The sequence below is a fragment of the Streptomyces sp. NPDC026394 genome (assembly GCF_055567735.1).
In genome coordinates, this window is record NZ_JBVHPX010000004.1 from 515,887 (window position 1) to 529,686 (window position 13,800).

Annotated in this window: 9 protein-coding genes; all 9 read left to right on the top strand. The window is 73.3% G+C overall.

Annotated features, from left to right (window positions below):
- Window positions 1–9: 9 nt before the first annotated feature.
- The 9 genes from ACZ4QV_RS13585 to ACZ4QV_RS13625 all read left to right on the top strand — a co-directional run bounded on the left by ACZ4QV_RS13585 (window position 10) and on the right by ACZ4QV_RS13625 (window position 13,665).
- Window positions 10–5,829, top strand: coding sequence for an amino acid adenylation domain-containing protein (locus tag ACZ4QV_RS13585; protein ID WP_467762906.1), 5,820 nt, complete (start codon window positions 10–12; stop codon window positions 5,827–5,829).
- Complete coding sequence (locus tag ACZ4QV_RS13590) at window positions 5,826–7,229, top strand: FAD-binding oxidoreductase (protein ID WP_361587711.1); 1,404 nt, start codon at window positions 5,826–5,828, stop codon at window positions 7,227–7,229. Before ACZ4QV_RS13585 ends, ACZ4QV_RS13590 begins: the two co-directional genes overlap by 4 nt.
- On the top strand, window positions 7,226–8,281 hold the full coding sequence (locus ACZ4QV_RS13595) for an amino acid--tRNA ligase-related protein (protein ID WP_467762907.1): 1,056 nt from the start codon (window positions 7,226–7,228) through the stop codon (window positions 8,279–8,281). The genes ACZ4QV_RS13590 and ACZ4QV_RS13595 overlap by 4 nt, the downstream gene beginning before the upstream one ends.
- A 29-nt stretch (window positions 8,282–8,310) precedes the next feature.
- A complete protein-coding gene (locus ACZ4QV_RS13600; RefSeq protein WP_467762908.1) occupies window positions 8,311–9,618 on the top strand; it encodes an MFS transporter in 1,308 nt (435 codons plus the stop codon).
- Window positions 9,608–10,507 (top strand): acetylating acetaldehyde dehydrogenase, encoded by a 900-nt coding sequence (locus ACZ4QV_RS13605; protein ID WP_361587706.1) that lies wholly within the window; start codon window positions 9,608–9,610, stop codon window positions 10,505–10,507. Before ACZ4QV_RS13600 ends, ACZ4QV_RS13605 begins: the two co-directional genes overlap by 11 nt.
- A complete protein-coding gene (gene dmpG, locus ACZ4QV_RS13610; protein ID WP_361148097.1) occupies window positions 10,504–11,526 on the top strand; it encodes a 4-hydroxy-2-oxovalerate aldolase in 1,023 nt (340 codons plus the stop codon). The genes ACZ4QV_RS13605 and dmpG overlap by 4 nt, the downstream gene beginning before the upstream one ends.
- Window positions 11,523–12,524: a beta-ketoacyl-ACP synthase III gene (locus ACZ4QV_RS13615; RefSeq protein WP_361587704.1), complete on the top strand. Its 1,002-nt coding sequence runs from the start codon at window positions 11,523–11,525 to the stop codon at window positions 12,522–12,524. The genes dmpG and ACZ4QV_RS13615 overlap by 4 nt, the downstream gene beginning before the upstream one ends.
- Before the next feature lie 37 nt (window positions 12,525–12,561).
- Complete coding sequence (locus ACZ4QV_RS13620; RefSeq protein ID WP_361148101.1) at window positions 12,562–12,792, top strand: acyl carrier protein; 231 nt, start codon at window positions 12,562–12,564, stop codon at window positions 12,790–12,792.
- Window positions 12,793–12,876: 84 nt separating this feature from the next.
- The gene (locus ACZ4QV_RS13625) at window positions 12,877–13,665 is read left to right on the top strand and encodes a 2-keto-4-pentenoate hydratase (protein WP_361148103.1); all 789 of its coding nucleotides are present in this window, start codon (window positions 12,877–12,879) and stop codon (window positions 13,663–13,665) included.
- Window positions 13,666–13,800: the final 135 nt, after the last annotated feature.

Consider the following 13,800-nt stretch of genomic DNA (forward strand, 5'->3'; position numbering starts at 1 on the left):
TCGCTCCCGGTGACAGACGCCCCGGCGGCCGAGACCGTGCTGGACCGGTTCGCGGATCAGGTGCGGCGGCGCCCCGACGCGCCGGCGCTGGTCTGCGGGCCGGAGGAAGTGACCTACCAGGAGGCCGACCGGCGGTCCGACGCGCTGGCCCACCGGCTGATCGCCTCCGGCGTGGGCCCCGAGACACCGGTGGCCGTGCTGGTCAACCGCTCGGTCGAACTGATCGTTTCGCTGCTCGCCGTGCTGAAGGCCGGCGGCGCGTACGTACCGCTGGAACGGCGCAACCCGGCGGAGCGGCACCGCGTGGTGATGGCCGAGTCACGGGCCGAGGTGCTGCTGGTCGATCCCGCGTCGCTGAGCACACGGTTCGCGCACCAGGCCACCACCCTCGTGGTCGAGCCGGGCGGGACGCCCGCCCCCGACGCCCCACTGCCGCGCCCGGCCGTCCACCCCGACCAGCTCGCCTACGTCATGTTCACCTCCGGGTCGACCGGCGTTCCGAAGGGTGTCGGCGTGACCCACGGCGATGTCGTCGCGCTGGCGAGCGACAGCGCGTTCGCCGGCGCGGCCCACCGCCGGGTTCTGGTGCACTCGTCCTACGCGTTCGACGCCTCCACCTACGAGATGTGGGTGCCGCTGCTCAACGGGGGCTGCTGTGTGATCGCCCCGCCCGGTGACCTCGACGTCGCGACGATGGCGCGGACCCTCACCGAGCACCGGCCGACGGCGGCCGCGATGACCACGTCCCTGTTCAACCTCATGGTGGAGGAGGCACCGGAGGCGCTCGGTGTGCTGCGCGAGGTCTGGACCGGCGGCGAGGCCGTGTCGGCCAGGTCGATCCGCTCGCTGCGCGCCGGCCACCCCGGCACCCGGGTCGTCAACGGCTACGGGCCGACGGAGGCCACCACCTTCTCGACCGGATTCATGGTGCCGGCCGAGGGCGGGATCCCGGACAACGTGCCGATCGGCGGCGCGCTCGACGGCGTACGGACCTATGTGCTCGACGAGCGGCTGCGGCCGGTCAGGCCGGGGCAGTTGGGCGAGCTGTACGTGGGCGGCGCCGGGCTGTCCAGAGGGTACGTCAACCGGCCCGGGTTCACCGCCCAGCGGTTCGTCGCCGACCCGTTCGCCGGGGCGGGCGAACGGATGTACCGCACCGGGGACCTGGTGCGCCGCACCGGCAGCGGCGATCTGGAGTTCGCCGGCCGGGCCGACGACCAGGTCAAGATCCGCGGTTTCCGGATCGAGCCGGGCGAGGTGCAGACCGTCGTCCAGTCCGACGCGGCGGTCCGGCTGGCCGGGGTCGTGGTCCGCCAGGACGCCGACGGGGACCGGAGCCTGGTCGCCTACGTGGTGCCTGCCGACCCGTCGGCGGGTGTCGACCTGGCGGGGCTGCGCGAGCGGGTGGCCGCCAGACTGCCCGGCTACATGGTGCCCGCGGCTTTCGTACCGCTCGCCACACTTCCGCTGACCGCCAACGGGAAGCTCGACCGGGAAGCGCTGCCGGAGCCCGAACGCGTCCCCGGGCCGTCGTCCGCGGCACGGCGGACGGCCGACGCGCCGCGCGGCGCGGTGGAGGAGATCCTTTGCGGGCTGTTCGCCGACGCGCTCGGCAGGGAGCGGGTCGGCCCCCGGGACAGCTTCTTCGAGCTGGGCGGCCACTCGATGATCGCCATGCGGCTGGTGGCCCGGATCCGCTCCACTCTGGGCGTGCACTTCGCCCTCGCCCAGCTCTTCCAGGAGCCCACGCCCGCCGGTGTGGCACGCGTGGTCGGCCAGGGCGCGGCGCGGGACCGCGACCCCGTACCGCTGGCCCGGCAGGAGCCGCGTACCGAGCCGGTACCGCTGTCCTTCGCCCAGCAACGGCTCTGGTTCATCGACCAGATGGAAGGGCCCAGCGCCACCTACAACGTCCCGGTGGTGGTCCGCCTGCGCGGCGCGGTGGACGTGCCCGCGCTCCGCTCGGCCGCGCACGACCTGGTCGCCCGCCACGAGGCGCTGCGCACCCTGTTCCCGACGGTGGACGGCGCCCCCTGCCAGCGGATCGTGCCCGTCGACCAGGTGTCCCTGGAGCTGCCCGTCGTCGAGGTCACACGCGGCGCGGTGGACGCGGAACTGCGGCGGGCCGTCCGGCACGTCTTCGACGTCACGACGGACCTGCCGCTGCGCTGCCGGCTGTTCGAGATCACCGACCCGCCGGGGCCGGAGCCCGAGTACGTCCTGCTCGTCCTGGTGCACCACATCGCGTGCGACGGTGTGTCGTTGCGGCCGCTGCTGACGGACCTGGACCACTGTTACCGCGCGCGTGCGGCCGGGGTACGTCCGGACATCGATCCCCTGGCCGTGCAGTACGCGGACTACGCCGTGTGGCAGCGCGCGTCGCTCGGCGACGAGCAGGACGAGTCCAGCGTGCTGGCCCGGCAGCTCGACTACTGGGCCACCACACTGGACGGGATGCCCGGGCAGCTGGACCTGCCCTACGACCGGCCGCGACCGGCCGCGGCCAGCCACCGCGGCGAGACCATCGAGACCGCCACGGACCCGGCGCTGCACCGGGCGTTGGCGGAACTCGCCCGGCAGCACAACTGCACCCTGTTCATGGTGCTCCAGGCCGGGGTGGCCGCTCTGCTCAGCCGTCTGGGCAGCGGCCACGACATCCCCATGGGCACGGTGGTCACCGGCCGGGCCGACGCCGAACTGGACGACCTGGTCGGCTTCTTCGTCAACACCCTGGTGGTACGCGCCGACACCTCGGGCGACCCGACGTTCGCCGAACTGCTGCGCCGGACCAGGGACGTCGACCTGGGCGCCTTCGCCCACCAGGACGTGCCGTTCGACCTCGTCGTGGAACGGTGCAATCCGCAGCGGTCGCTCGGCAGGCACCCGCTGTTCCAGGTCCTGGTGGCCCTGGACCACGGCTTCATGAACCAGCGCGAGCGGTTGTTCGGCGCCGAGGCCACGCTGTCCGCGATGCCCACCGAGACGGCGAAGTTCGACCTGTCGGTGGACTTCGCCCAGCGCCTGGACGAGCAGGGCGCCCCGGCCGGGCTCGGAATCTTCCTGGAGTACGCGACCGACCTGTTCGACCGCGACACGGTGGTGGCCGTCGGCGACCGTATCGTCCGGCTGCTCACGGCCGTGGCCGCGGACCCGGACCGGCGGATCGGTGAGATCGACCTGCTCGCCCCGTGGGAACACCGGCTGCTGCTCACCGACTGGAACGGCGCGCAGCAGGCGGAGCCCGCGCTCGACACGCCGGTCCGGATACGCGGGACGGCGGCCCGGCGTCCGGACGCGGTCGCCGTGTCCGCCGCCGGCCAGGAGCTGACCTACGCCGGACTGGTGCGGGCCGCCGACGCCGTACGCCGGGAACTGGACGCCGCCGGAGCCGGGGCCGACACCGTGACCGCGGTGCTGTCCGAACGCGGCCCCTGGTTCGTGGCCGCCGCGCTCGGGGTGCTCGACAGCGGCGGCGGATACCTGGCGATCGACCCGGGGGTGCCGGTGGCCCGCGCGGCACAGTTGCTGCGGGAGGCGGACGTACACGTCCTGCTGGCGGCCGACGGGCTCCGGGACCGGGCCGCCGCCGTCGCGGCCGCCTGCCCCGACCACCCGCTGACGGTGCTCACCCCCGAGGCCACCGGACCGGCGGAACCCGAGGCGCCCGTCGCCGCCGTGGCCCGCGACGCGCTCGCCTACTGCGTGTTCACCTCCGGATCGACCGGCACGCCCAAGGGCGTCCTGGTCACCCGCCGGGGGCTGTCCCACCACCTCGCCGTGGTCGTCGACACGTACGGACTCGACGAGCGCGACACGATCGCCTTCAACGCGCCCCTGACGTTCGACGTCGCGGTCTGGCAGGCCCTGACCGCGCTGACCGTCGGCGGGCGGGTGCACGCCATGGACGACGACACGGCCCGTGACCCGTTCGCCCTGCTGGACGCCGTCGCGGAGCACGGCGTGACGGTGCTCCAGATCGTCCCCGGCGTGCTGGACGCCGTCCTGAACGCCTGTGCCGCCGACCCCGCCGCTGCCGCCAAGGCCGGGGGCCTGCGGTGGATGCTGGTGCACGGCGAGGAGCTGCCGACCGGGCTGGTCCGGCGCTGGCACGATCGGTTCCCCGACATCCCGCTGGCGAACGTGTACGGCCCCGCCGAGTGCACCGACGACGTCTCCATCGCGGTGCTGCGCCGCGAGGCGAGCGCCGCGTCCGGCCGGCCGCCGATCGGCCCGCCGCTGCCCAACACCCGGTGTTACGTGCTCGACGACCGGCTGCGGCTGGTGCCGCCCGGCGTCGTCGGTGAGCTGTACGTGGCGGGTGCGGGCGTCGCCCGGGGCTACGTCCGGCGGCCGTCGCTGACCGCCGAACGCTTCACCGCCGACCCGTTCGGCCCGGCCGGTTCCCGGATGTACCGCACCGGTGACCTGGTCCGGTGGAACCGCGACGGTGACCTGGAGTTCGTCTCCCGCGCCGACCACCAGGTGAAGATCCGCGGTCACCGGGTCGAACCGGGCGAGATCCAGGCCGCGCTGGAGAGCGACCCCGGCGTCGGGCAGGCCGCCGTCGTGGTGTCCGGGGCGGACGAACTGGTCGCCTACGTCACGCCGGCGGAGCCCGGCGGCGACGTCACGGCCGGGCGGCTGCGCCGACGGCTCGTCGACCTGGTGCCCGCGTACATGGTGCCGTCGGCCTTCGTCGCGCTCGACGCGCTGCCGCGCACCGGCAACGGCAAGCTGGACCGGGCGGCGCTGCCCGCACCGCAGCCGGCCCCGGACCGGGCTCTCGCCACGCCGCGGAACCCCCGGGAGGAGGCCCTGTGCGCGCTGTTCGCCAGGCTGCTCGGCCGGCCCCGGGTCGGCGTGGACGAGGACTTCTTCGCACTCGGCGGGCATTCCATGCTGGCCATGCGGCTGATCGTCGGCATACGGGAGGAACTGGGCCTGTCCGTGTCGGTGCGCACGCTGTTCCGGAACGCCACGCCCGCGGCGATCCTCGCGGCCGAGCCGGACGGCAGCGCACGGCAGGACTTCGACATCGTCCTGCCGCTGCGGACCGGATCGGACCGCCCGCCGCTGTTCTGCGTGCACCCGGCCTCCGGGCTGGCCTGGAGCTACCGGGAGCTGGCCCGGCAACTGGCCGTCGACACACCGGTGCTCGGGATTCAGGCGCCGGGCCTGCGGGACGGCGCGCCGGTCCCGGGGTCCGTCGCGGACATGGTGGAGCTGATGACCGCCGAGATCCGGCGGGCGTGCCCGTCCGGCCCCTACCGGCTGCTCGGCTGGTCGCTGGGCGGCAACATCGCGCACATGCTGGCCACCCGGCTCCAGGAGGAGGGCGCCGAGGTCGAGCTGCTGGCGCTGATCGACGCGTACCCCGGTGAGACGTGGCACTACCCGGCCTTCGCCGGCCAGAGCCAGTGGGACGAGTTCGCCCTGCTGGCCACGCTGGGCGCGACGGTGCCCGAGGAGATCGGATCGGCCGACCGGCTGCGGCACGCGCTGGCCGGTCTGCGCCGGACGGCACTCGACCGACTGGCGCTGGACGAAGCCACGTTGCAGCGGCTCGTGGACGTGGGCGTGAACGCCAGCCGGCTGACCGCCGCGTGGCGGCCGGACACGTTCCGCGGGACGGCCCTGTTCTTCACCGCGACCCACGGCCGGGGGCCGGGCTGGCCGGAACCGGCGGCCTGGCGGCCTTACGTGGACGGCCTGGTGGAGACACCGCTGCCGTGCCGTCACGAGGAGGTCCTGACCGACATGCCACGGAAGCTGATCGTCGACGCGGTCGCGGCCGCCCTCGGCGCCGACAAAGGAGCTCTGACGCGATGAGCGCACTGCGCAACGGTGACGCGCGGGCGCCGCGGGCGGCCTTCCTGTTTCCCGGGGAGCCCGGCTACGACGAGTCCCGGGCGGTGTGGAACGCCATGCACGACCGCCGCCCGGTGTGCGTCGTACGGTGCCGGACGGCGGCGGACGTGAGCGAGGCCCTGCGCTTCGCCGCGGCCGAGGGGTACCCCGTGACGGTACGGGGCGGTGGCCACAACGTGGCCGGCGCGGCGGTCGCGGACGGCGCGGTGCTGATCGACCTCTCGCCGATGCGCGGCGTGCTCGTCGACGCGCGGGCCGGGGTGGCGTACGCCGACGGCGGCTGTCTGCTGCGTGACGTGGACGCCGCCACCACCCGCTACGGCCTGGCCTGCCCGGCGGGCGTGGTGTCGCACACCGGGCTGGGCGGACTCGCCCTCGGCGGCGGCTACGGCTGGCTCGCCCGTACCTGGGGGCTGACCTGTGACCACATCCTGGCGGCGGAAGTGGTGCTCGCCGACGGCTCGATCGTGGAGGCCGACGACGCCGGGCACCCGGACCTCCTGTGGGCGCTGCGCGGCGGCGGTGGCGGCAGCGTCGGTGTCGTCACCCGCTTCACCCTCCGGCTGCGGCCGGTGGGCCCGGTCCATCACCACGTGGCGCAGTACTCGCTGGACACGGCGGCGCAGGCCCTCGCTGCGTACCGCGACTTCGCCGAGCAGCAGCCCTCCACCCTGCACACGGTGGGCGCGCTCAAGCGGGTGCCCGCACGGGCGGCCGGCGGCGGGGGCGGCGATGTCGTACTCCGGCTGAGCGCCGCCTACTTCGGCGACCCGCAGGACGGGCCGCGGCGGCTCGCGCCGCTGCTGGACGCCGCGCCGCCGCAGACGTCCGCCGGCCGCGTACTCCCCTACCTGGAGCTCCAGGCGCTCGGCGACCACAGCGAACCGCCGGGCCACCGCTACTACACCAAGTCCTGCTACCTGCCCGACCTGTCGGCGCAAGCCGTCCAGTCACTGCTGGCCGGCGCCGGTGAGATGCCTTCGCACCTGTCCAGCATCGACTTCGAGTTCCTGCGGGGCGCCATCGCCGAAGACCCCGGGCACGACAGCGCCTTCCCGCACCGCGACGCGCCGTACATCGTCACCGCCTCGGCCCAGTGGACCGATCCCGCGGACGACGAGGAGAACGCCGCCTGGGCCCGGGGGTGCGCCCGGCGCCTGGAGGCGTTCCGCCTGCCCGGTGTCTACCTGAACTACGCCCAGGACACGGAAGGGGCGCCGGAGGACGTCCATGGAACCGAACGAGCGCGGCGGCTGGCCGCCGTGAAGGAGACCTACGACCCCGGACACATCCTGCGCGGTGCCCAGTCCATGGCAGCCGTGCGGCCACCGACCCAGGCGTTCGAAGGGATGCACGAATGACCCGGAGCACCATGGCCCAGAACTCCGTGCGGCCGCCGTCCGTGTTCGACAGCGACGAGCCGGACGCCTTCGTGACGGCGTTGCGCTCCCCCTGGTACTCGCTCGTCGCCGAGCTGTACGACGTCGTCCTCACGGCCACCGGCGACTACGCCCGCTCCCGCGGCCTGCGCAGTTTCCCGCTGCCGCTGACCACCCGGTCGGTGACCTGCCCCACCGCCCTGGGCAGCGATTCCGAACCGGTACCGGTGACCGTGCTGGGTGTGCAGACCTACCTTCCGGACTCACTGCAGTTCGCCCTGGAGTACGGCTGCCGCCTGGCGCCGGGCGGCACGTTCGCCGTCACCCCGTCGTTCCGCGGCGAGACTCCCGACGCGACCCATCTGAACGAGTACACGCACAGCGAGGCGGAGATCCCAGGAGACCTCGACGACCTGATCAGCTACACGAGCGGGTACGTCAGCGCGCTGTCCGCCGCCATCCTCGACCGGCTCGGCGACCGGCTGGCGGCCACCCGGGGCGATGTATCCCACCTGGAACGGATGGCGTGCGCCGCGGGGTTCGAGCAGCTCACGTTCGACGAGGCGGTGCGCGTGGTGGCCGACGTGGACGGCTGCGTACGGGACGAGGGCAGTTGGCGGGTGCTGACCCGCAAGGGAGAGCGGCTGCTGATGCGGCGGGTGAGCGAATTCCTGTGGGTACGGCACTTCGACGCGCTGAGCGTGCCGTTCTACCAGGCGTTCGCGGACGACAGCGGCGCGACCGCGCGGAACGCGGACCTGTACTTCGGCCTCGGCGAGATCATCGGCTCCGGCGAACGGCACGCGGACGCGCAGACCCTGCGCAAGTCCATGGCGGCACACGACGTCAACGAACAGGACTACGCGTGGTACGTGCGCATGCGGGAGGAGTTCCCGATGCGCACGTCCGGATTCGGCATGGGGGTCGAGCGCTTCCTCATGTGGGTGCTGCACCACGACGACATCCGGGACATCCCGGTCCTGTCACGGCTCAACGAGCCACGGGAATTCCCCGCTGCCGTGAACCGGCCGTAAGCGACGGCTGGATGCCACGGGTGGACGCGATGCATGACATTCCGGGCCGGCCCCGTACCCGCTGGGGAGTGTTCGCCCGCCCCGATTTCCGCCGGCTCTGGCTGGGCGAGACCGTGAGCGGACTGGGCAACAGCATCACCGTGGTGGCCCTGCCGCTGATCGCGGTCGTGGTGCTGGACGCCGACTCCACCGCCGTCGGCCTGATCTCCGCGGCGGTGTGGCTGCCCTGGCTGCTGGTGGGGCTGCCGGTGGGCGCGTGGGTGGACCGGATGCGCAAACGGCCACTGATGATCGCGTGCGACCTGGTGTCCGCCGTCGCGCTGGTGAGCATTCCGCTGGCGGCGTGGGCCGATGTCCTCACCCTCCGGCAGTTGCTCCTCGTCGCGCTGGTCTGCGGCACCGCGGCGGTGTGTTTCAACACCGCCTACCACTCCTACATCCGGATCGTGCTGGACGGCCGCGACCTCCTGGAGGGCAATGCCAAGCTGCAGGGCAGCGAGGCCGCCACCCAGGTCGCCGGGCCGGGCGCGGCAGGGCTGCTCGCCCAGGCGGTCGGCGCGGTCAGCGGGCTGGTGGCCGACGCGGTGACGTTCCTGGTCTCCGCGTGCTGCCTGAAGCGGATCGACGTGGTCGAGCCGGCCCCCGCCCGCGACGAGGAACGCGTCCCGCTGCGGCGGCAGATCGCCGAAGGGCTCCGCTTCCTCGGCCGCGACCCGTACCTGCGCTCGATGGTCACCTGGGGCGCCGTGCTCAACATGGCGCTGATGGGCTCCCAGGCGGTCCAGGTCGTGTTCCTGGTCCGTACCCTCGGCCTGAACTCGGCCATGGTCGGGCTGCTGCTCACCAGCAGCAGCGTCGGCGGCCTCGTCGGGGCGCTGGTGACCACCCGGGTCACCCGGCGGATCGGCACCGGACGCGGACTGCTGCTGCTCCAGGTGGTCACCGCGCCGTTCGCGCTGCTCGTGCCGTTGGCCTCCGACGGGCCCGGGCTGCTGCTGTTCGCGCTCGGCGCCTTCGCCCTCGGCGTCGGCATCGCCGTGGCCAACGTCGTGGTCGGCAGCTTCCGGCAGACCTACTGCCCGCCGCGCCTGCTCGGCCGGGTCGTGGCGACGGCCATGATGCTCAACCACAGCACCATTCCGCTCGGTTCCCTGCTCGGCGGCGTGCTGGGCGACGCGGTCGGCCACCGGCCGACCCTGTGGATCATGGCGGGCGTCACCGCGCCCTGCTGGCTGATCCTCGCCCTGAGTCCGATGCGCCGCGTCCGCGACCTTCCGCTGAGCCACGCGTCGGAACAGGTCCACCAGCAACTGAAGGGAGAAAAGAGTGCCACCTGACCGGAACGAACCCCTGCGTGTCGCCATTCTCGGTGCCGGACTCATCGGCATCGATCTCCTGATGAAGATCCGGCGTTCCCCCGTGCTCGACTGCCGGCTGGTGGTCGGGCGGCAGGACGGCGGCCTCGGGCTGCGCCGGGCGGCCGACCTGGGCTGTGCCACCGCCGGGGGCGGCATCCGGTCGCTGGTCGCGGCCGACCGCCCGTTCGACATCGTCTTCGACGCCAGTAACGCGGTCTCCCACGTCGAGCACTGGAAGTGCCTCGAACCGCTGGGCACCCGGCTCGTCGACCTGACCCCGAGCATGGTCGGGCACATGGTCGCGCCGACGGTGAACGGGGCGGACGCGGCGGCGCACCGCAACATCAACCTGATCAGTTGCACCGGGCAGGCGGCGGTACCGATCCTGCACGCCCTGACCCGGCAGTTCCCCACCAGCTACATCGAGGTGGTCACCACGGCGGCCAGTTCGAGCGTGGGCCGGGCGACCCGGCTGAACCTCGACGAGTACATCGACACCACGCAGGACGCCGTCCGCACGTTCACCGGCGTCCCGGACGTCAAGGTCATGGTCAACCTGAGCCCCGCGTCCCCGCCGACGACGTTCCGGGTGGCGCTGTCCGTCCTCGGCACCGGGTTCGACGCCGACGCGGTTCGCCACGTCGTGACGGAGGCGGCCGCGCAGGTCAGCGCCTTCGCTCCCGGATTCGCGGTCAAGGCGTGCACGGCGGCCGACGACCGGGTGTTCGTCGCCGTCGAGGTCGCCGCCACCGGCGACCGCATCCCGCGCCACGTCGGAAACCTGGACATCATCAACTCGGCCGCCGTACTGATCGCCGAGCGGTGCGCACGGGACAGTGCGCCGGCCACCACCCTGGGGGTGTCATGAGCCAGCCCGACGGACGACGTCGGGTCGTGATCCACGACCCGACGCTGCGCGACGGCCACCACGCCGTACGGCACGCCCTGAGCCGCGAGCAGTTGAGCCGGTACGCGGCGGCCGCCGACGCCGCCGGTGTCCCCGTGGTGGAGGTGGGCCACGGCAACGGCCTCGGCGCCTCCTCCCTCCAGGTCGGCCGGGCCGCGCTGAGCGACGACGAGATGCTCTCGGCGGTCCGCGAGGCGCTGCCCAACAGCAAGATGGGCGTCTTCATGCTGCCCGGCTGGGGGACGGCCGACGATCTGCGCCGGGCCCTGGACCACGGCGCGGACGTGGTGCGGCTGGGCACCCACTGCACCGAGAGCGACCTGACGGAACGTCACCTCGGTTTCCTGCGGGACGCGGGCGCCGACGCCCAGTGCCTCCTGCTGATGAGTCACATGGCCGACGCCGCGCGGCTGGCCAAGGAGTGCCGCCGGCTGGAGGGCTTCGGGGCGACGGCGGTCGGGATCTTCGACTCCTCGGGCCACTATCTGCCCCCGGACGTCACGGAGCGGATCTCGACGATCGTCGACGCCGTCCGCGTACCGGTCATCTTCCACGGCCACAACAACCTCGGCATGGCCGTCGCCAACTCGGTGGCCGCGGCGCAGGCCGGCGCCACCGTCATCGACGCCTGCGCCCGGGGGTTCGGCGCGGGCGCCGGCAACACCCAGCTCGAAGTCGTGGTGCCGGTGCTGGAACGGACCGGCTTCGCGACGGGCATCGACCTCTACAAGCTGCTGGACGCGGCCGACCTCGCCGAACGGGAACTCATGCCGGCGCCTCCCACCATCGACTCGGTCAGCCTGGTCAGCGGGCTCGCGGGCGTCTTCTCCGGCTTCAAGACGCGCGTACTGGACATCGCCGGCCGGGAAGGGGTGGACCCCCGCGACATCTTCTTCGAACTCGGCCGGCGGCAGGCGGTGGCCGGGCAGGAGGACCTCATCGTCGACGTCGCCCTGGAACTGCGGGGAGCGCGCGGATGACGGCCGGGACGGCAGCCGGACGGACACCGTCGGCCGGACGGCCACCGGACGCCGCGGTGATCTGCGGCATCGGATACTGGCTGCCGCCGCTCGCCGTGAGCAACGCGGAGCTGTGCGCCCGCCTCGACACCACCGAGGAGTGGATCACCCGCCGTACGGGCATCCGGTCCCGGCGCGTCGCCGGACCCGGCCTGTCCACGGCGGACCTGGCCACGGAGGCAGGCGCCCGGGCGCTGAAGTCCGCCGGCGACCAGGAGGTGCAGGCGGTGGTGCTGGCCACCACCACGCCGGACCGCACCTGCCCGGCGACCGCTCCCGAAGTCGCCGCCCGGCTCGGCCTCAGCGGGGTGGCCGCCTTCGACGTGGCGGCGGTGTGCACGGGCTTCCTCTACGCGCTGGCCTCGGCCACCGGCCTGATCGCCGCCGGCCACGCCGACCGCGTCCTGGTGGTCGCCGCCGAGCGGTTCACCACCCTGCTCGACCCCGCCGACCGGACCACGGTGCCGATCTTCGGCGACGGTGCGGGCGCGGTCGTCCTCCGGCGCGGCACCGCCGCCGAGCCGGGCGCGGTCGGCCGGGTCGTGCTGGGCAGCGACGGCGAACAGCAGGACCTGATCTGCGTCACGGACGGCTACTTCCGGATGCAGGGCCGCGCGGTGTTCCGGCAGGCCATGGAGCGCATGGCCGAGGCGGCGCGGGCCGCGGCCCGGTCGGCCGGCTGGCGGACGGACGACGTGGACCGGCTGGTCGCCCACCAGGCCAACGCCCGGTTGTCGGCCGCGGTCGCGTCCGAGCTGGAGATCCCGGCGGAGCGGCAGGCGCAGAACATCCAGGACGTGGGCAACACCGCGGCCGCGTCGATCCCGGTCCTGCTGGGGCAGGCCACGGCGGAGGGCACGCTGACGCCCGGCGACCGGGTGCTGATCACCGCCTTCGGCGGTGGCCTGACCTGGGGCGCGACCACGGTGGTCTGGCCAGAACTGAAGACGGCGGCATAGACGGCTGCACAGACAGCGGCACAGACAAGGAGACGGCGTGTACGAGCTGCTCAAGTCGATCCTGGTGGAGGACCTTCAGCTGACGGAGGCGGACGTACGGCCGGACGTCGACCGCGAGGGAGCCGGTCTGGACTCGCTCGCCCTGGTCGAACTGTCCATGATCCTCAGCAAGAAGTTCGCCATCGAGATCAGCGACGACGAGATGCTGGAGGTCGAGACCGTCGCCGACATCGCGCGGCTGATGGAGGAGCGCGGCCCGCGTCCGTAAGAGCCCGTGTCACGAACCCGGCCGGGCCGGAGGCGCGGCCCAGGCTCTGTCCCCGACCGGTCCCCGAACGAAAGCAGGTCACCGATGTCCGGACGCGGATCCCGCGACCACCGAGAGCGGGCGCAGGCCCTCTACAAGGCGAGGGCCACCCGCACGCCCATCGCCCCGCTGACCGACGACGACCCGTCGCTGGGTCTGGCGGACGGCTATGCGATCCAGCGGGAGCTGGTCGCGATGCTGGCCGACGACGGCGAGCGGATCGTCGGGTACAAGGCGGGGCTGACCTCCGAGCCGATGCGGCGTCAGTTCGGCGTCGACACCCCGGACTACGGCCCGGTGTTCGCTTCGACGCTGTACCGCGACGGCGGCCGGGTGCCCCGCGAGGATTTCATCGCGCCGAAGGTCGAGGCCGAGATCGTCTTCCGGCTCGGCAGCCGTCTGGCCGGCCCCGGCGTGACGGTGGAGGCGGCCCGTGCCGCCGTCGCGGACGTCATGGCCGGGCTGGAGGTGGTCGACTCCCGTATCGAGGACTGGCGGATCAGGCTGGCCGACACCGTCGCCGACCTGGCCTCCAACGGCGCTGTGGTACTCGGCGGCCGGGCGGTCCCGCTCCGCGGCGTCGACCCCCGCCTGATCGGCATGGTGTTCAGCCGCAACGGCGAGCTGGTCGCCACCGGCGCCGGGGCGGCCGCCTTCGGCGATCCGGTCGAGGTCGTGGCCTGGCTGGCCAACACGCTCGGCGCGCACGGCGTCGCCCTGGAGCCCGGACACCTGATCATGACCGGTGCGCTGCACGCCGCGGTCACCGTGGAGCACGGCGACACGTTCACCGCCGAGTTCGACCACCTCGGCTCGGTGACGTTCCAGGCGTGAGCCGGGTCCTGTCGTGGGGGGGGGGGGGCCCCCCCCCCCGGGGGGGGGGCCCCCACCCCCACCCCCCAAAAAAAAGAAACCCCCCCCCCCACCCCTCCCGGGCAGAGGACCACCGTTGAAAATTAGAGCACCCCC

Coding starts and splice junctions, on each gene's coding strand:
- ACZ4QV_RS13590 (WP_361587711.1), top strand. CDS start 5,826: ATGAGCGCACTGCGCAACGGTGACGCGCGGGCGCCGCGGGCGGCCTTC.
- ACZ4QV_RS13625 (WP_361148103.1), top strand. CDS start 12,877: ATGTCCGGACGCGGATCCCGCGACCACCGAGAGCGGGCGCAGGCCCTC.
- dmpG (WP_361148097.1), top strand. CDS start 10,504: ATGAGCCAGCCCGACGGACGACGTCGGGTCGTGATCCACGACCCGACG.
- ACZ4QV_RS13595 (WP_467762907.1), top strand. CDS start 7,226: ATGACCCGGAGCACCATGGCCCAGAACTCCGTGCGGCCGCCGTCCGTG.
- ACZ4QV_RS13615 (WP_361587704.1), top strand. CDS start 11,523: ATGACGGCCGGGACGGCAGCCGGACGGACACCGTCGGCCGGACGGCCA.
- ACZ4QV_RS13600 (WP_467762908.1), top strand. CDS start 8,311: ATGCATGACATTCCGGGCCGGCCCCGTACCCGCTGGGGAGTGTTCGCC.